The organism is Embleya sp. NPDC025285 (assembly GCF_055558835.1).
Genome location: NZ_JBVHLU010000011.1, coordinates 1 through 18,637, shown reverse-complemented (window position 1 = coordinate 18,637; position 18,637 = coordinate 1). Strand labels below are relative to the sequence as shown.

Sequence of the window (18,637 nt, the reverse complement as noted above, 5' to 3'; positions counted from 1 at the left end):
CCTTCTGCTCTTCTAGTACCAGTACGGATGGATGGCGCCCCGCAGCGTCGGCGTGAGCCAGCCGCTGAAGACCTTCTCGAGCGACTTGAAGGCGATGTTGAGGACGAACTCGTTGAAGCCCTGCCGGTGGAACAACCGCCCGCCCGCGCCACTGAGCGCGACGTTGCGCGCCAGTGCCACGCTGCCGTTGCTCAACATGCCGGAGAACGCGGACAGTCCGCCGTCCAGGAACGCGTCCCAGCCGGTCAGCTTGTGGTTGAGGCCGTCGGCGCCGGTGATCCCCCACACCGAGGCGTTCATCGCGCCGTTGACCCACCCGGTGATCCCGCCGAGGCCGACGTTGAAGCCGAAGTCGTAGGTGCCGCTGCGCCACCGGATCGGCGTCTCGTTGCCCGCCCACTCGTTGGCCCAGGTCTTGTCGTGGTTGCCCGGGCGACGGCTCCAGTGCTTGCCGCCGTCGATGTTGCCCAGACCGCTCTTGGTGTCGCCCATCCAGCGGGTGTGCGTGAGCCTGTTCTCGTGGATGAAGGTGCCCAGCGTGGTCTTGACCGCGGAGCCCACCGCCGCGTTCGCGAACGACTTGAGCACGTCCTTCCCGGTGAACGGCTTGTTGTTGATCGCCGCGTTGATGCCGTTGGCGATCAGGTTCGCGGCGAACTCGATGACGAACTCCTGCCCGAACTCCAAGAGGGCCTTCTTCGCGATCACCGACCAGTACGGCTGGTAGGCGGCCTCGGCCAGACGGATCGCGCCGGTGGCCGGGATGTTCGGCAACCCCTGCAACGCGCCGCGGAACCGCGTCGCGTCGATGCCCTGCCGGCCGTCCGTCCACGGCATGCGCTGCCCCTCGCGGATCCGCCGTCCCCAGCCGCGCAGTTCGCTCAACGGGCCGCGGAAGTCGTACTCGGTGCCGATCGCCTGCCAGCGGCCCAGCGAGTCGGTGGTGATCACCACACCACCGTCGGTGCGCCGGCCGAGCAGATGGTCGCCCGCGCTGTAGTGCCGCCACTGGCCGCGCCACGCGTCGGTCTCCAGGTAGGTGCCGTCCGGCATTTGCTCGCGGGTACGCACCGCCGAGCCGTGGTCGAACTCCTTCCACGTGCCGGGGGCGGGCGTCGTGTCGCCGCCGGGGTGGTACTCGCGCACCCGAGCGGGCGCGCTGTCGCCGATGTGCGGCGGGGTTTCCCGGACCACCACGTTCGCACCGGTGGAGGGTCGGTATTCGTCGCGGAAGAGCAGGTTCTTGTGGTCGGTCGGATGCGGCTCCCATCGGCCGTTGGCGCCGCCCTCGGGATTCCACCAGGTCCTGACCTGCTCACCCGTTTGCCCGGTGGCACGGGGGTGCGGTGTCTCCGCGCCGTTTCGGCCGAACTTCTGCCACTTCCAGCCGTCGGTCTCGGTCCGCCACGCGTCGACGTACTTGCCGCCGTCGAGCATCCGCCGCTCGCGCACCAGGTTGTTCCGTGCGTCGAAGTCGCGGAAGGAGTCGTCGAACGGCAACTTGGGATCGTCCGAGCCGCGGAAGAGAACCCGCTTGCCCTCCGTGACGTTTCCGTTGGAGTCGACCGCCTGCCAGTCCCAGGTCCGCGCGGTCGGCTTCCCGGCCGCGGTGACCGTGACCTGCCCGGTGCCGTCGGCGGTCGGCCAGGTGTGCCGCTGCCCGGTCGGGTAGCCGTGGCCGTCGCGCTGCACCCAGTTGGCGTTCGGGTCGGCGACCGGGTTGCCGGCGGGGTCGTGGTGCGGCTGGGGGGCGTTGTACTCGCGCACGTTCCCGTTCGCGAAGCCCTCGCGGACCACCCTCGGGTCGGTGCCGTCGGCGGCGAACCGGATGTCCTGCCAGACCGCGTCGCCCGGAGCACCGCCCGGGGTCTCGATCCGGTAGCCGGTCGTGCCGCCGTCGTTCCACGGCACCGACCCGGCCGGCGCGTTCGGGTGCGGGGCCACGGTGTCGCCGACCTTGAGCGTCGACCCGCTGTGCAGCTTGGTCTGCGAGCGGGCGAAGGTCCCGTCGGCGTGGATGTCGACGTAGCCCCCGTCGTCGCCGACGAACCGGGCACCGGAGTGCGACAACGGCTCGCCACCCGCCGGATTCGGCGTGGTCTTCTCCCACGCGAACATCTGGTACCGGGTGTCCGGGCCGAGGAAGGCGTGGATGCCGGTGGGTTGGGTGCCGCCGTCGCCGAGCATGCGGCGGGCCCACTGCGGCGGGCGCTGCTCGGAGACCCGGTTCGTGGTGAAGGTCGAACCGTCCGCCTTGACCTCGTGCTTGCCGGACTCCTTGCCCTGTGGCGACTGCTTGTCCCAGGAGGGCTGCACGTCCCAGGTCGTGTGTGCGGGATCGGTCGGCCTGGCCAACGGGTGTTCGACATAGTGCCGCGCGTTGTTCGGCGAGTGCAGCGGCCCCCACTGCTTCTGGACCAGGTCGCCGCGGGCGGGTGTGTTGCCGTGCGCGTCGGGCCGCGCGATGGTCCGGTCGCTCCACCCGCCGTCGGCGTGCGGTGTCCGCGGGCCGTGCGCGAGTTCGTTGCCCGTTGCGTCGTAGCGGTGCCAGGTCCAGCCCGTGTCGCCCTCGATGCCCAGCGTGTGACCGGCCTTGCCGTCGAACTTCTGCAATGTGTCCCGGGATTCGCGAACCACGGAGCCGCCGGAATCCACGTCCTGCCACCCGAAGCCGGACGTATCGAACCTGCGGGTACCGGAGTTGGCCACAGCGCCATCCACGCCGTACTCGACCCACGTGGTGCGCCTGCTCGTGCTGCCGAACCCGCTGAGGTCGGTCCGGCGGAACGCGTCGAGGGTGTTGCCACCGGGCAGCAGTCGGCGCTCGAACACGTCGACCTTGCCGGGCGTGGCCGACTTGAGCTTGATACCGCCGTTCGCGGCGCCGCTCGCGTCGACGGTGCCGCGCTCGAAGCCGTTGCGCTCGAAGCCGGCGGGCTTGTTGACATCGGCCGGAGGGGTCACGCCATCGCGGTACTCCTGCCGCCAGGTACGGGCGTGCTGATCCACCACGTACTGGTGGTCCGTGCGGCGACCGTCCCTGAGGACGTTGAAGCCCTCGTGGCCGAGCGATCCGTCGTTACCGTGGGTACGGAACTCACCGTGGCGCGGGCTGTTCGGCTCGTTGATCGTGACGCGCAGCTCACCGGTGACCGGATCCCTGGTCACCGTGCGGGCCGGCCCCGGTACGCCCGGCGCCTCGACCAGGTGCACCGTCGGCGCGGCGCCGGTCGCGTGATCCACCGTCACTCGCGCCGTGGGCGCGGCGGCGGACGGATCGCGCAGGACGATCGTCTCGTGGGTCAACGCGCCGCTGTTGTTGTCGAACACCCGGTGGCCGCCATGCGCGTCGTCGACCCGGATCCCGTCCGGGGTCGAGGTCGCGGACCGCGCGGAGCCCGGATCGAACGCGTTGTCCAGCATCAGGGCGGGCCCGGCCGTCGGACGGTCCACGTACCCGATTCGGGTGCCCGCCGCGTCGAACAACTCCTGGCCGCTCCCGACCGGGTTGCCGCCGGCGTCGAACCGCTCGTACGTCCGGGCTCCGCCCGGCTGCGGTTCGACGCGGTAGCCGCCGCCGGGGTGGGTCTGCACGACCTCGGGTCGAAGAACGCCGTGCGTGTCGGTGAGCCGATGTCCGGTGCCCTCGGCCACCACGAAACGCGGATCGCCCGCGCCGCCCAACGCGATGCCGCGCTCGGCGACGGCGCCGTCGGCGGTGTAGCGCACGGACGCGCCGCCGACGTTGTCGGTGACCCGGTAACCGCCCTGTACGGCGGTGACTTCGCGGCCCGGAACGAGCGTGCCGTGGGTGTCGGTGAGGGTGAGTCGGCCGTTGCCCGCGTCGACGACGAAGTGGGTCTCATCGGCGCCGGCGCGCAACGGGGTGCCGTGCTCGATGGAGCCGTCGGTGGTGTTGTAGCGGGTGGAGGTGTTGGTGGTGGGGTCGGTGACGCGGTAGCCGTCCTGTATCGCGGTGACTTCGCGGTTGGGGATGGGTCGGCCGTCGAGGTCGGTGAGGGTGAGTCGGCCGTTGCCGTGGTCGACGACGAAGTGGGTGTCGTTGCCGCCGAGTCGGGTGCTGTGCTCGATGGAGCCGTCGGTGGTGTTGTAGCGGATGGAGGTGTTGGTGGTGGGGTCGGTGACGCGGTAGCCGTCCTGTATCGCGGTGACTTCGCGGTTGGGGATGGGTCGGCCGTCGAGGTCGGTGAGGGTGAGTCGGCCGTTGCCGTGGTCGACGACGAAGTGGGTGTCGTTGCCGCCGAGTCGGGTGCTGTGCTCGATGGAGCCGTCACGGCTGTAGCGGGTCGAGGTGTTGCCGCTCGTGTCGGTGACGCGCAGGCCGTTGCCGTGGTCGACCGAGGTGAGGGTGTGGTCGGGGATCGGCCGGCCGTGGACGTCGGTCAGGCGGAGGTTCTCGGTGCCGTTCTCGACCAGGAAGTGTGCTCCGCGCGGGCCGTCGAGCGCCGTTCCGCTCTCGACCAGGACCCCGCGGGCGTTGTAACGGGCGGTCCCACCGGTCGTCGTGTCGGTGACCCGGAAGCCGTGGCCGTCGACGCCGGTGACGGCGTGGTCCGGGAAGGGCCTGCCGAGGACGTCGGTGAGCCTGTGGGTGGTGCCGTCGGTGACCACGAAGCGCGGGTTGCCGGGACCGGCCAGTGCCGTGCCCCGATCCAGGACGCTGCCGTCCACCCGGTAGCGGGTACTGGAGCCGGTGGTCGGATCGGTGACCCGGAAGCCGTGTGCGTCGGAGGTGACCAGTGACTCGGTAACGCGCGTGCCACGGGCGTCGACGAGCGTGTGGGTTGTCGGTCCCGAGCCGTGATACTCCGTGAGCAGCGTCAGACCCGAGGGTTGACCACGCAACGGCACATGCGTGGTGAGCGGTTCACCCGCCGGTCCGAACCCGTGCACGGTGCCGTCCGGGTGGCGGACGGCGAAGCCCGAACTCCCGCGCACCTCCAGGACCGGCCCGGTGCCGGGCGCGCCACCGTCCGCGCCCACCAGGGAGTGCCGTGGGTTGCCGGCCTCGTCGAACCCGGTGCGAATGGACAGGCCGTCCAGGCCGTTCGTACCTGGGCCGACGTGCAGCGGGATGTCCGGGGTCGGCTGCGCGAGGCCGCCCGCGACCGGCGTGGTCGGGGTGTGCGAGACGCCGGTGGTCGAGGTCGTCGGCAGGTCGCCCATGCCGTTGTGCGGGCCGTACGGGTTGCCGCCGACCAGCCTCGGGCGCTCCAGCAGGCTCTGCGCCTGGACCTGGGCGATGCCCTTGTCGATCCGGGCCGGATCCACGCCGAGTCGGTCCAGGCGGGTGAGCGCGGTCTCCACCTTGGTCGAGGCGTGATCCACCGCGAGCCGCGCGTCCCGCTCGAACGCGGACGGTTTGGATCCGCCGCCGGGGCGGATCTCCAGATCGTGCAACACCTGCTGGGCCCGGCCCAGTTCGTTGCGCGCCGAGGCCAGGTCGCGCCAGGCCTCGACGCGGCTCGTGCGCAGCGGGTCGTCGGCGGCGCCGAACAGCGCGCCGATGCGATCCGCGTCCCGCTGCCACAACTGCTCCAACCGGCCCGGGGCGAGCCGGTTGCCCGGGCCGACCAGGCCCGCGCCGGGCGGCGGCGGAGCCGGCGCGACCGCGAGTGGGCTCGACGTCGGCGGCCCGGAGACCGGCCGGCCGGCCGAGCCCGGGGCGTGCGGTGGCGGCGGCGCGCCGGCGTTGGCGGGGGAGTCCAGGACGCGGATCGGCGTGCTCGGACCGTGGTCCAGCAGGTTCAGCGCACTCCCGACGTGGTCCGGCATCGGCGCGGTCGGCTGCGGGCCGCCCGCGAGCGTGGCCGGGGACGGCGTGGACACTCCGCTCGTCGCGCCGAACTCGACCGGCTTGAGCTGTACCTGCGGGTGTACCCCGGGTGCGGTCAGGCCGTGGCCTCCGGTCAGGCCCGGGTTGGTCAGCGCCGGTCCGTTCAGGGTCGGGGTGGTCAGGTTCGGGTTGGCCAGGTGCCCGACGCCGGTGGTGGTGCCGCCCGGACCGCCGCCGGTGAGCAGGGACGGCGTGTTCGGGCGGTGGGTGGCGCCGTTCTGGACCAGGTCGAGCGCGGACAGCGAGGTGAGCGACGGGGTGTGCGTGACGGCGGGCAGCGTGCCCGGGGTGGGCAGCGCGTGTACGGCGCCGGCGGCGGCGTTGGTCGGGGCGAGTTGGCCGATCGAGCCGACCCCGGTCAGCTCCATCCGGCCGCTTCCCGCCGGCGTCGGCAGCTTGGCCCAGTCGCCGATCTGCACCATCCGCAGGTCGCGCGCCCCGATGTCCAGGAGCGCGTCCATCCTGCGCACCGCGTCCGGCGCGAACTGCATCACCTCGCCGAACGAGGTGGGGATGTGCAACCCGCCCGGGGAGGTCACGGTCAGGTTCGTCGGCGGCGCCAGGCTCTTCAGGTTGATCCCGCCCGGGCCGGGACCTGCCCAGTCGCCGATCCGGATCCGGGCCAGATCGGCCACCGGCATGTCGGTCAAGGCGTTCACGCCGTGCAGCGGCGGCGTCGGGATCTGGCTCAGGCCACGCCCGCCCGCGCTCAGCAGTGGCGCGCCGTAGCGGAACTTGCCGAGCACACCGCGCTCGTAGAAGCCGATCTGCAGCGCGCGCTTGAGCCCGAACCTGCTGATCTCGGCCGCGTCCACCGGCAGGATCAGTCGCAGCCACTTGGTGCCGCCCAACTGGTTCTTGGCGAACGTCCAGGTGCTGCCCGCGAATCCCTTGAGCGCGCCGGGGATGCCGCGGAACAGGGCCGGGATCGCCTTGAAGCCGTTGACCACGGCCAGGCCGCCCTTGCCGAGCGTGGAGCGGATCCAGGAGGGCATCTTCAGCGCCGCCGCGCCGACCCACAGGCCGCCGACCTTGATCCAGTTGCCCGCGAGTCGGGCGAAGTCCTTGATCGCCGGGATGAACGCGAACGAGCGGAACGCGCCCGCGTTGAAGGTGCCCTTGACGAACTTCCACGCGGACTGGCCGAATTTGGCGAAGCCGTTCCAGACGAACTTCGCGCCGTCCTTGAACAGCTTGAGCAGGTTGATGCCCTTGGTGGTCGGCGCGATCATCCCCAGACCGGACAGGAACAGGTCCAGCAGGCCGGCCTTGCCCTGCGAGAAGTCCACCGCGGTCTTGACGAACAGGACCAGGTTCACCCCGATCGCCAGCAGCGCGAGCGGTCCGCCGAGCAGCAGCGCGGGCAGGATCAGCAGGATCGCCAGCCAGTTGAAGGCCTCCCAGAACAACTCGCAGTCGGTCACCGGCTGCTTGATGCCGGCCGCCGCGGTGTTGACCACCTTCGCGGTGGTCTGGGCCTGGGTGCGCTGGGCCGTGCCCGCGTCGCGCGCGGTCGTACCGTACTGGGCGCGGTTGGGATCCTCGGCGGTCAGGCCGCGGCCGTTGGCCAGCGCGGTGTCGGCGATCCGCTGCTGGGTCTCCATCACGTCGACGTAGGTGCGCATCGACTTGGCCGAGTTCTCGAACGCGTCGGCGATGCTCTGCACGAACTCACGCAACGGGCCGCTGATCCGGTCCCGCAGGGCGTCCGCCGTCTGCCCGACGAAGGCGCCCTTCCCGGTCTTGTCCAGGACCGAGTTCAGGCCCGAGTCGATCTCGCGGGCGACGCGTCCCAGGCTGTCCATCGAGTCGACCAGCGCGCGCAGTCGGACGGGGTCACCCGGGGTCGGATCGGTACTCAATCCGATCGCGTTCCAGTCGGTGGGGCGATTGCCCATGACCCGTCGTCTCCTCGCCGTGCTCGCCGGACCTCGCCCGGACCACGCCCGAGCCGGTCGGTTGGTTCATCGGCCAACGGGATCGACCGCGCGGGCGCGCTCACCCGCCCGCGAGCGACCGGCTTCGATCGGTTCGCGCGCACTTTCCCGACCGGGCGATGAACCGCGCACCCGACCCGGGCGTGGTCACGGCGACGGATCCGGTCGGTGGATCCGCGATGCCCGACGGGAGCGGACGTGGTCGACTTCGCGCTGGATTACAGCACGCTGAGCGAGGCCAAGAAGGACCTGTACGAGCTCGCCGACCGGATCTCGCCCACGCTCAAGTCCAGCGACTTCGCAACCCTGGGCAACGGTGGATACACCGAGGCCCAGGCGGTGTTCGGCGACCCGACGCTGGCCGCGTCGTTCCGCTCGCTGTACCGGTTGTCCAAGGGCCCGATGACCCGCGCCGAGGACCTGCTGAAGAAGCTCGGCGACTGCTTCGGCAAGGTCGGCGACGCGTTCTTCACCGCCGACGCGCAGATCACCGAGGGCCTGGGCGTGATGGGCGCGACGATGGGCCTGGAGGAGTGGCGGAACAAGGTCAGCGCCTGGAAATACAAGCAGGAGCACCTCGCGGAGTGCGCCAAGCCCGGCCCCGACGGCACGTTTCCCGAGTTCTGCAAGGCCACCGACCCCGGTGACAAGCCGCCTCTGGACCAGGTGATCACCACGCCGAACGGCGGACGGATCGAGACCCACCTGACCCTGGACGCGAACGGGAACGTGATCAAGGAGGAGACCAAGGTCACCTCGAACGGCCAGACCTACACGTCGGTCACCACGTACGACGCGGACCGGCTGAACTACACGACCGTGTCCACCGCGCCCGACGGCGGCGTGACCACCACCGAGACGCACCTGAACAAGGACGGCGGCGGCACCCAGAAGGTGGTCGACTCCGAGGGCAAGACGCACATCTACACGCGGGTCGACGGCAAGCACGAGTGGAAGGACGTCACTCCCGCGCCGCCGGAGAAGCCCGTACCCGGCGGTGGCGCCGGCGGTGGTGGTCGCGGTCCCCGACGCGACTGAGTCCACCCGACCCCGGCTTCCCCGAGAGCCCCCGCCTGCCCGACCGCCTGCCCTACCCCCGTATCACCCGGTTCGCCGCACCCCCGCGGTGAGCCCGATCTCCCCTGGAGGAACCCATGGCCGCCGATATCGCGCTCGATTTCGCTCGGATCGACGAGGTCGCCGGAAAGCTCAAGACGGCGCGCGAGAACATCACCCCGATGATCAAGACCCTGCTCACCGACGTGAACGGCCTGCTCGACAACGGCATGGTCTTCAAGGAGTCGAGCCCGGCCATGCGCGACGCGTACGCGAAGTTCGACACGAGCCTGACCGCGGCCATCGACGGCATCCAGATCTTCTCCGACATGTTCGCCAAGATCAGGACGCAGATGCACGAGATGGACGTGGAGATGGCGAAGAACCTGAAGAAGAACTGAGCCTGCCGCGACAAGACTCGGGCCGCGTTCCCCGGTGGGGGACGCGGCCCGAACTCGTTCGCCCGGTGGACTTCCTCGCCGCGCGCTAACCGGCCGCGGGCCGCAGTACCGTCAGCGGCACCTGTACCGCCATCGGCGCGTTGCCCGGGCCCGCGGTCCATGCCCGGCCGGGGCCGGACGGCGCCGCGCGCACCACGTTCGTGGGCAGCCGGATGCCGACCATGTCGCCTTCCTGGAGGTTCTTCGGTGCGAGCAGGAGCCCGTTGCGGCTGCCGCGGCGGGCCGCGCTGAGCCAACTGCCCATCGCCACCTGCAAGGCGTCGTAGGAGCCCGCGTACAGCAGACCCTGGCCGCGGTCGCGACCGGCGATCGCCAGGTCGCGCAGGACCCGGTCGGCGGCGGGCATCCCGAGCAGGTCGGCGTCGTCGACGACGACCACGCGCGGGCCGGACAACTCCGCCAGGGCGCGCTCGACGTCCTCGGCGGGCGGATCCTCGTCGGTCAGCAGCCGTACCTGCGGGTGTTGCCCCAGCGCGCGCAGCGGCGACTCGCGCGGGGTGAGCACGACCAGGGACGTACCGCCCGCGAGCAACGACACCGCGAGCGAGGCCAGGGCCGTGCTGCGCCCGGTGCCGGAGGGCCCGATCACGCAGAATACAGACTTGGTCGTGAAGTCCACCCCGATCGGCTCGGCACTGTCGCCGCCGATGCCCAGCAGGCCCCACATCGGGCGCCGGCACTCGGCCGGCACCTGCTCGTACGCGGTGGCGAACTCGACCACGCGCGGCAGCGTCGGGATCCGCACCGGCATCCGCACCCGCGGCACACCGGCGTCGCGGGCGGTCGCCTCGGCGCCGATCCGGCGCAGCGCCTCGGCCTGTTCCTGCCCGCTCGGATCGGCCGCGAGCAGCGCGATCTGCGACTCCGTCTGCGACAACGCGTGCCAGCCCCGACCGGGCGGGATCACCGCGGGCACCTTGCGCACCGGCATGCCGACCATCTGGTAGTCGGTGCGGTCGACCTGGCGCAACAACAACTTGTGGTCGTTGTGCGCGGCCAACCGGCCGCTGAGCAGCCCGCGTTCGGAGGTCGCCACGATGTGGATCCCGGCCGCGGCGCCCTCGCGCAGCAGACGCATCACGTCGTCCACGAGCCGGCCGCCGTCGTGGTCGTCGAGCAGCCCGACCAGCGCGTCCCACCCGTCCAGCAATACCAGGATGTGCGCGGGACGCTCGGCCGCCGGGAGCAGTCGGCGCAACTCCACCAGGCCGGCCGCGTTGTGCGAACTGCACAACTCCTGGCGCTCGGTCAGGTCGCGGACCAGCCGGTTCAGCAGCCGGCCCAGCCGTTCCATGTCGTGTCGCGACACCACCGCGCCGCAGTGCGGCAGGGCCTCCACCGCGGCCAGTCCGCCGCCGCCCGCGTCGATGCCGTACAGGTGCACGTCGGCGCAACTCGTGCCGGCCGCCGCGGCACCGGCGATCGTGCGCAGCACCTGAGTGCGGCCCGAGCGCGGCGAGCCGATCACGTACAAGTGGCCGAACGTGGACAGGTCGACGGTGGTGACCCGCTGCTCCTGGAGTTGCGGGACGTCCTCCAGCGCGTAGGGGATGGGCGGCGGGGAGGAGGCGTGCGCGTCGGCGTCGGCCCGCTCCACGTCGGGCAGGTCGCCCAGCAACACCCGTTCGGCGAGCGCGGGCAACCACGGGCTGGGCTGGCGGGTGTAGTCCGGCAGCGCCTCGGCCGCCTCGCGCAGCGCCAGGACCAGTGCGTTGAGGTCGGTGGGGTTGGGCGCGTCCACGGTGTCCGGGCCCTCGTCGGGCGTGGGCAGCGACGCGGGGCGGCCCAGGCCGGTCAGAGTCAGTTCGGTGGCCCGGACCGAGCGGGTCGCGCCCTCCTTGCGGGCGACACCGGGTACCGGTCGTTCCGCGCCCACCCACGCGGCCTGGAACGGGACGGCCGCGTTCGGGCCGGTGCGAATCAGTGCCCGCCCCGGGGTCGAGGCGGAGATGTGCACGGCCTCGGCGGTGTCGATGATGTCCTGGCTCTCGCCGCCGTCGGTCACCCGCAGGGCGATCCGCAGGTTGGTGTTCGCCCGGATGTCGCCGGTGACCACGCCGGCCGGCCGCTGGGTGGCCAGTACCAGGTGGATGCCCAGCGAGCGACCGCGCTGGGCGATGTTGATCAAACCGGCGACGAAGTCCGGTACTTCGCGCACCAGGGTGGCGAACTCGTCGATCACCAGGATCAGTCGGGGCAGCGGCGCCAGACCGGGATCGGCGGCCCGCTTGCCCCGGTACTCGGGATGGTCCTTGGCGCCGACGTTCGCCAGCAGGTGTTCGCGACGCCGCAGTTCCGCGCCGAGCGAGTCGAGCGCCCGGGCGGCCAGGTGCTCGTCCAGGTCGGTGACCATGCCCAGGGTGTGCGGGAGTTCGGCACACTCGCTGAACGCGCTGCCGCCCTTGTAGTCGACCAGGACGAAGGTCAGCTCGTCCGGGCGGTTGGCCACCGCGAGTGCCGCGACGAAGCTCTGCAACAACTCGGACTTGCCCGAGCCGGTGGTGCCGGCGATCAGGCCGTGCGGACCGTCGCGGACCAGATCGATCCGCAGCGGGCCGTCGTACCCGGCGCCCAGGACGAAGGTGGTCGAGGCCGGACGACGGGCCCAACGGGCCAGGAACTGTTCGGCCTTCGGCGGTTCCACGTCGAGCAGGTCGAGCAGCTTGACGGTCTGCGGCAGGCCGCTGTCGTGCTCGGGGCTGACGTCGCGCAGCGGCGCGAGCGAGCGGGCCACCTGTTCGCACCACGGCGCGTCCACGTGATCGGCCCGCACGTCCGCGACATCCGGCAGTCCGGTCTGGCGGACCGTCAGGTGTCGGCCCGCGGCCAGTACGACGGCCGTGCACTCCTCGGGCAGCAGCCGCTCGCGTTCGTCCAGACACACGCTGAACACGCGGGTGGCGGGACCTTCGGTGAGCACCTGGACCATGCCCGGCACCTCGCGCAACTGCCGGGCGCCGTCGGCGATCACCAGGATGTCGGGGCCGCTGAACATGGCCTGACCCATCGACGAGCCCAGGCTGCGCCGGCGGCTCTGGATCTGTGCGACCAGTTCGGAGATCCGGTTCGCGGTGGACTCCGGGTCGGTGCCGAGCAGTACCACCGGCGCGGCCGAGCGGGACTGCGGGCGCAGATGCGGCAACCAGCGCACCCAGGCCCAGTCGGCGATCCGGTCCGGGGCGGTGAGCACTACGACACGCAGGTCGCGCGGGCTGTGCAGGACGGCGGCCTGGACCACCAGCCAACGGGCCAACGCCTGGACCGGCTCGGTCGGGCCGGCCACGCCGAGCACGCCGTGGTCGGCGATCTCGATGCCGATCGGGGTGTCGGGCAGGGTCCACCGGGCGACGCGGTGGTGTTCGTCCCGGGCCGGGTCCTCGACCTCCTTGACCGAGGGCTGGTCGACCGTGCCGATGCGCAGCACCAGGTGGTCGGGATCGCGCCGGCGCCGTTCCCACAACCGGGCGCCCGGGCCGGTCGCGATCAGCGCGACAGCGGCCGGGTCCGGACCCACCTCGCCGCGCACGATGCGCTCGCGCCGTACGGCGGTCCGGATGTCGTCGTGCAGCACGCGCAACCGGCGCCGGTAGTGGACCCCGTCGAGCTGGTGCTTGACCCGGTTGCCGCGGCGACCGGAGATCCAGTTCGCGATCGCCATGAACGGGCTCATGATGCAGAAGATGAGATAGAAGTACGAATGGAAGAACCAGACCATCGCCAGGCCCATCACCAGCGGGGCGATCATCACCAGCAGCGGGAACGGCAGCCGGTTCGGCTCCACCGGCGGCGTGGGCAGCCGCATCTTCTCCGCGTCCAGGTGCGGGGCGATCCGGGGCGGCCGGTTGTAGTCCAGCCCGATGCCGTCCTCGGAGGGAGTGACGTCGGCGTCCGGTTCGACCGGCCGGGACAACCGGAGCAGCGACGGGCCCACGACCAGATCGGCGTTGGGTGTCCAGTCGGTGCCCGGCGGCGCGGGGGCCCGAAGCACCGGTCCCTCGGGCGGGGCGATCCTGGCGCTCTCCCGCTCGACCTTGAGGTCCGCCTCGCGCTCGTCCTCGAGGATGCGTTCCTCGTGCTTGCGAGGCAGCGCCGCGGCGGCGGTGATCGCGTCCGTGGGCGGTGGCGCGACCTCGCGGCCGTGCACGGTGCCGTCGTCGGGGACGGTGCGGTGCCAGTACGCGCTGCCGTCCGGACAGACCGTGACCCACAAACCGCGAGGCGGTACGCCTGCCACCGGCAGCCGGATCGCGCATCCCTCGTCCGCGCCGATCTCGTGGCTGCCCGGACCCAGCGGCCAGACCCGGCCGGTGAACGGCCCGGACACCGCGTGTACCTCGACCAGGGTCTGCGGGTCCCGGGGATGGCGGGGGGCGTGCACGAGGTCGGGCTCGGCGGCCGGCGCGCCCAGGCCCAGCACGGTGGCCTCGCGGATTCCGGAGACGGTGAGCGGTGCCTGCGGGTCGATCGGGTCGGTGCCGAGGTAGAGGGTCTGCCCGGCCGTCGGCGCGGCGCCGTCCAGGAACGCGCCCAGGTCGGCCGGCGCGGCGCCGTCCGCCGTGGGAGTCGCGGAGGGAGCGGCCTGGCGGCGCACCGCGATCGCGAGGTCCGCCACGATGCTCCCGGGTGGGAGGTCCACGAGGTGGTCGCGGCGCAGGCCGTCCTCGGCGTCCACGGTGGTGACGGTGAGTCTCACGTTGGCGTGCTCCTGGGAGTGGGCGGCGGGTTCGGGCCGAAGTACGGCCTGGGGCGGGAAGCGAGCGAACGCCGGACGGGCCGACCCACGAGGGTCGGGCCGTCCGGCGCGGTGAAGGCGGGGTGACGCGTCGGTGCGCGTCGCCACGAGTTTCTACGCGTTCTTTACGTGTCCGCGCGTCGTGCGGGTCCTGCGCGCAGTGCGCGTCGTGCGCGTCCCTACGCGTCGACGGAGACGCCGCTCGGCTTGTCGGTGTCGGCGGGCTCGTCGAGGTCGTCGTGCGGGACCGACGGGGTCGAGGGCGGGGCCATAGACGAGGCCGGGATCGGCGAGGCCGGCTCGGCTGTCGCGCCCGGGGCCGAGACCGGGACCGTCGGGGCAGGCGCCGGGTTCCTCACCGGGTCCAGGGCCGAGTCCAGGTCCCGGTCCGGATCCAGCCCCAGGTCCGGGTCCGCGGCGATCGGCGCCCGGCGTGCCGCGTCCTCGGTGGGCCACGGCGGCAGTTGCCACACCGCCGCGGCCACGGCCCGCGGCAACGGCCGCGCGTCGACCCGCAGCGGGGTGCCGTGCACGAGCAGCGCACCGGTCGGCGACACGGCCAACAGCCGGGCGTGGCCCCGCGGTCGACCCAGGGTCAGCACCGACACCGGGGAGGCGCTCGGCACGTCCGGCGTGTCCGCGCACACCACGACCTGCGGATGCCGGCGGGTCGCGGCGGCGGTGGTCGCGCGGGCGAACGCCTCGGCGGGGGTCGGTCCCGCGTGTCGGGCGTGCACCCCTTCCGCGACGGTGACCGCGCCTGCCGGCAGCCGGGCGTCGAGCTGGGCGGCGAGGGCCTGCAACGTGGCCCGCGTGCCGCGCCGTTCACCGGACACCGCGAGCACCCGCGGGCCGGTCAGCAGGTCGAGGAAGACCACCGCGTCCCGGCGGATGCCGACCGCGACCAGGAGCGGCGCCGGACCCGGGCCGGCCTCCAGGTCGGCCCGAGCGATCCACCACAGCCGGGGGTCCAGTTCGTCCACGGCCCACGGCTCGGCGGGCTCGGGCAGGTCCGGCCCGCAGGCGACCAGCACGCCCACCACGTCGCGCTCCACCAGGGCCGCGTATGGGCGCGCGCTCGCCGACACGGTCGCCGCGAGCTGTAGCGCGTGCTCGGCGTCGGTCCAGGTGCTCGGCCCGCGCAGCGCCCGCACCAGCAGCCGGCGCCGCCGCCGATAGCGGGTGAAAGCGGTGACCGGCTCGGCGAACGCGGCCACGGTCAACGCGATCTCGCGGCGCAACCGGCGGCGGACGAAGCGCCAGCCGCCGCGCCGCATGGCGGCCCAGTGGGCGAGCGCGAACACGAGGACGGCGATCCCGGTGTAGCCGAGCAGGGTCGTCATGTCGTATCCGGCGACCCGCATGGCGAGGTCCTCGGAGCCTGTCATCCGCTCTCCTCGATCGCGGCCGGCTCCCGACGGATGGCCGCGATCCCGTGGTAGGTACGGGACTTGACCGTCCCGCGCGGTATCCCCAGGGCACGCGCGACGTCCGCGCCGCTGCGGTCGAGCAGATGCACCTGGGCGACCGCCTCGCGGTGCGAGGGCGCGAGCGCGCGCAACGCCCCCACCAGTACGCAACGATCCACCACTGTCGCGGCCGGATCGGGCACCGTGGGCAATCCGACGAACTCGCTGGGATCGATGCCCACCGGCAGCGACCGGTTGCGCCGTCGGGCGTCCACGGCCAGGTTGCGGGCGACCCGGAAGAGCCACATCCGGATCGGTCTGCCGTCCCAGTCCAGGCGGTCCGCCGCCTCCCAGGCCCGTAACAGCGTTTCCTGGACCACGTCTTCGACCGTGTGCAGGTCCGTGCCCAGGATGCCGCTCACGTACCTGCGCAGCGGCGTGCTCTCCGCCATCAGCATTTCGATCCGCCGTTCGCGCTCGTGGGTCTCACGGCCAGGCGACACGACAGGGCTCCTCGAGGGGTTCGGCCGGCGTCCGTTCCGCCGGTCAAGATCACGATATGGAGCCGGAAACACCCTCGGCGGGACGGAAAATGAACAGTCGGCGATGTTCTGGCGGACCGCTGGTGACCCGCCGTCGTGCGACCCGAACACAAGCGCGCTGTGCCTCGGACGTCGGCGAAGTGGCAGGTCACCCCCGTGCGGTGGGGGACGAGGACGCGGGCCCGGGCCGCGCGGCGCGAACGGCCGTCGCGGGCGGGGCCGGTGAGGGCGTGTCGGATCGTGCCCGATGCGGGCGGGGCCGGTGAGGGGCTGTCAGATCGCGCCCGGGGTCCCGCTCGGTGCGAGGTGTTCCGCGTCGTAGCGCTCGCGTGCCCGATCCACCTCGGGGATGTGCTCCTCGGCCCAGGTCTTGATGGCCAGCATCAGCGGCAGCAGGCTCTCGCCCAGCGGGGTGAGCGCGTAGTCGACCCGGACCGGGACCGACGGGGTGACCGTGCGGGTGACCAGGCCGTCGCGTTCGAGGTTGCGCAACGTCTGGGTGAGCATCTTCTGGCTGACCCCGGCCACCCGGCGGGACAGGTCGCTGTACCGCAGCGGGCCGTCCGCCAGCGCGTTGACCAGCAGGCTCACCCATTTGTCGCTGATCCCGTCCAGGAGCCGGCGGGCCGGGCAGTCCGCCATGTAGGCGTCGAACGCGGTGCGGGCCTCGGTGCGGCGCTGGGCCGCGGTACGGGTCGCCATGGCTCTCCTTCGGGTGGCATACGCACTTCGAGGTACGTGCTTTCCATTGGAGAGTAGCTCTTCGTAGGTTTTCGACCGAGGGGCCGGGAGGGCCGGCCCGCAGCCACATGGAACGTGGGAGTGGTGTCATGCGTGCGGTGATCGCCCGAGCCGGATCGCCCGTCGTCGAGGTCGTGGACACACCCGACCGCGAACCGGGACCGGGACAGGTGCGGATCCGGGTCGCGGCGGCGACGGTGAACCCGGTGGATCTGCTGGTGGTGGACGGCGCGCCGGTGCGGTTCGGCCTGGTGGGTGCTCGCGAGGTGTTCGGGCTGGGCTGGGACGTCGCGGGCGAGGTGACCGAGGTCGGCCCGGGGGTCACCGGGTTCGCGATCGGCGACGCGGTGCTCGGGCTGCGCGACCGGCTGGATGTACGGACGGGCGCGCAGGCCGAGTTCGTGGTGCTGGACGCGGAGGCGGTCGGGCCGCTGCCGGCCGGCCTGGATCCGGTGGCGGCGGCGACCATCCCGCTGAACGGGCTGACCGCGTGGCAGGGGCTGGACCTGCTCGACCTGTCCGCCGGGGACACGCTGGTGGTGACCGGTGCGGCGGGCGCGGTCGGCGCCTTCGCGGTCGAACTCGCGGCGGCGCGCGGTGTGCGCGTGGTGGCGGTCGCGGGTGCCGCGGACGAGGACTTCCTCCGCGGCGTCGGGGCCGAGTGGTTCGTCGAGCGCGGTTCCGAACTCGCGGACCGCATCCGGGCGTTGTTGCCCGGGGGCGCGGACGCGGCGCTGGACGCGGCGATGCTCGGGCCGGACGCGCTGGACGCGGTACGCGGCGGCGGGGCGTTCGTCGCGGTCAACGCGGGCGCGGCGCCGCCGGCACTGCGCGGGACCCGGGTGCACCAGGTCTGGATCCGCGCGGACGGCGCGCGGATGGCCGAACTCGCGGCGCTGGCCGACAAGGGCGGGCTGACCCTGCGGGTGGCCCGGACCTTCCCGCTGGCGGACGCGGCCGAGGCGTTCGCCCGACTGGAGGCGGGCGGCCTGCGCGGACGGTTGGTGCTGGTGCCGTAGCCGGGCGGGGGAGGGGCGAGGCGCTCGACTCAGGGCGTGCGGCGTCCTGGCCGGCGGGCACGTGCGCCTCCCACGGTTGCCGGGGCGGCCCGGGGTGGATCGCCTCGTCGAAGGCGGCACGGAGGCGGATCAGGTCGCGTCGGGACCGGCTAGCACAGACCCCAGGTACCCGGCCCACTGTCGTACGATCGCCCGTCGGGTCGCCTCGTCCTCGACGAGCATGTCCCGCACACCCAGGCCGCGAGCGAGGGACAGGGTCGCCTCCACGGCGGCGGGCACCCCGGGGCGGGACACGTCCGCGGCGAGCAGGTCGACCGCCATGTCGTACATCGCGGCGCACAGTCGCCGATCCAGCGGCAACACCTTGACCCGCAGCGCCTCGTCCTGCACGGCGGCGGCCCACAGGTTGAGCGCGGCGCGGTAGAGCGTGCCGCGGAACATCGACACGAGCGCCTCGACCACCGCCTCGGTGTGCTCGGGGCCGGGCGGGATCCGGGCGCCGTCCAGCCGGATCCGGGCGAACAGGTCGGTCACCATGTGGTCGATCGCGGCGGTGAACAGGTCCTCGCGGGTGGGGAAGTGGTGCTGCACGGCGCCCCGGGAGACGCCCGCGCGCTCGGCGACCACGGTGACGGTGCCGCCGAGCCAGCCCAACTCGGCGAGGACCTCGACGGCGGTGTCCAGGAGCCTGGCTCGGGTGACGCGGCTGCGGTGCTGGCGTGGCTCGCGTACGGGTGCGCTGCTGGTCACGGTCGTCAGCCTAGTGCCGCGCCCGGCAACGTATGCCGGCCGGGGGGGGGGGGGGGGGGGGGGGGGGGGGGGGGGGGGGGGGGGGGGGGGGGGGGGGGGGGGGGGGGGGGGGGGGGGGGGGGGGGGGGGGGGG

9 protein-coding genes are annotated in these 18,637 nt (G+C 72.6%); 3 read left to right on the top strand and 6 right to left on the bottom strand.

Translation table 11 applies throughout. The annotated features are described in order from the left end of the window. Positions 1 to 12: 12 nt before the first annotated feature. Positions 13 to 7,755 carry an RHS repeat domain-containing protein gene (locus tag ACZ4FV_RS09575; RefSeq protein WP_465322309.1) on the bottom strand — a complete coding sequence of 2,581 codons (7,743 nt, stop codon included), beginning with the start codon at positions 7,753 to 7,755 and terminating at the stop codon, positions 13 to 15. Positions 7,756 to 7,992: 237 nt separating this feature from the next. On the opposite strand from ACZ4FV_RS09575, the gene ACZ4FV_RS09570 reads away from it, so the two are divergent. Beyond that, on the top strand, positions 7,993 to 8,832 hold the full coding sequence (locus ACZ4FV_RS09570; RefSeq protein ID WP_395863892.1) for a hypothetical protein: 840 nt from the start codon (positions 7,993 to 7,995) through the stop codon (positions 8,830 to 8,832). A gap of 116 nt (positions 8,833 to 8,948) precedes the next feature. Continuing rightward, positions 8,949 to 9,251 carry a hypothetical protein gene (locus ACZ4FV_RS09565; protein ID WP_395863894.1) on the top strand — a complete coding sequence of 101 codons (303 nt, stop codon included), beginning with the start codon at positions 8,949 to 8,951 and terminating at the stop codon, positions 9,249 to 9,251. An 85-nt stretch (positions 9,252 to 9,336) separates the two neighbouring features. Here ACZ4FV_RS09565 and ACZ4FV_RS09560 read toward each other — a convergent pair whose 3' ends face one another. From ACZ4FV_RS09560 to ACZ4FV_RS09545, 4 genes are all read right to left on the bottom strand, one after another. After that, a complete protein-coding gene (locus ACZ4FV_RS09560) occupies positions 9,337 to 14,004 on the bottom strand; it encodes an FtsK/SpoIIIE domain-containing protein (RefSeq protein ID WP_465322307.1) in 4,668 nt (1,555 codons plus the stop codon). A 218-nt stretch (positions 14,005 to 14,222) separates the two neighbouring features. Then, positions 14,223 to 15,431: a hypothetical protein gene (locus tag ACZ4FV_RS09555; protein ID WP_402232951.1), complete on the bottom strand. Its 1,209-nt coding sequence runs from the start codon at positions 15,429 to 15,431 to the stop codon at positions 14,223 to 14,225. Continuing rightward, positions 15,428 to 15,955 (bottom strand): sigma-70 family RNA polymerase sigma factor, encoded by a 528-nt coding sequence (locus ACZ4FV_RS09550; protein WP_395863900.1) that lies wholly within the window; start codon positions 15,953 to 15,955, stop codon positions 15,428 to 15,430. The genes ACZ4FV_RS09555 and ACZ4FV_RS09550 overlap by 4 nt, the downstream gene beginning before the upstream one ends. A 312-nt stretch (positions 15,956 to 16,267) precedes the next feature. Next, the gene (locus ACZ4FV_RS09545) at positions 16,268 to 16,696 is read right to left on the bottom strand and encodes a winged helix-turn-helix transcriptional regulator (protein ID WP_395863902.1); all 429 of its coding nucleotides are present in this window, start codon (positions 16,694 to 16,696) and stop codon (positions 16,268 to 16,270) included. A gap of 128 nt (positions 16,697 to 16,824) precedes the next feature. Between ACZ4FV_RS09545 and ACZ4FV_RS09540 the strand changes: the two genes are divergently transcribed. Continuing rightward, positions 16,825 to 17,754, top strand: a complete 930-nt coding sequence (locus tag ACZ4FV_RS09540) for an NADP-dependent oxidoreductase (protein WP_395863904.1) — start codon at positions 16,825 to 16,827, stop codon at positions 17,752 to 17,754. 129 nt (positions 17,755 to 17,883) lie between these two features. Here ACZ4FV_RS09540 and ACZ4FV_RS09535 read toward each other — a convergent pair whose 3' ends face one another. Next, on the bottom strand, positions 17,884 to 18,504 hold the full coding sequence (locus ACZ4FV_RS09535) for a TetR/AcrR family transcriptional regulator (protein ID WP_395863906.1): 621 nt from the start codon (positions 18,502 to 18,504) through the stop codon (positions 17,884 to 17,886). Between the last annotated feature and the right edge of the window lie 133 nt (positions 18,505 to 18,637).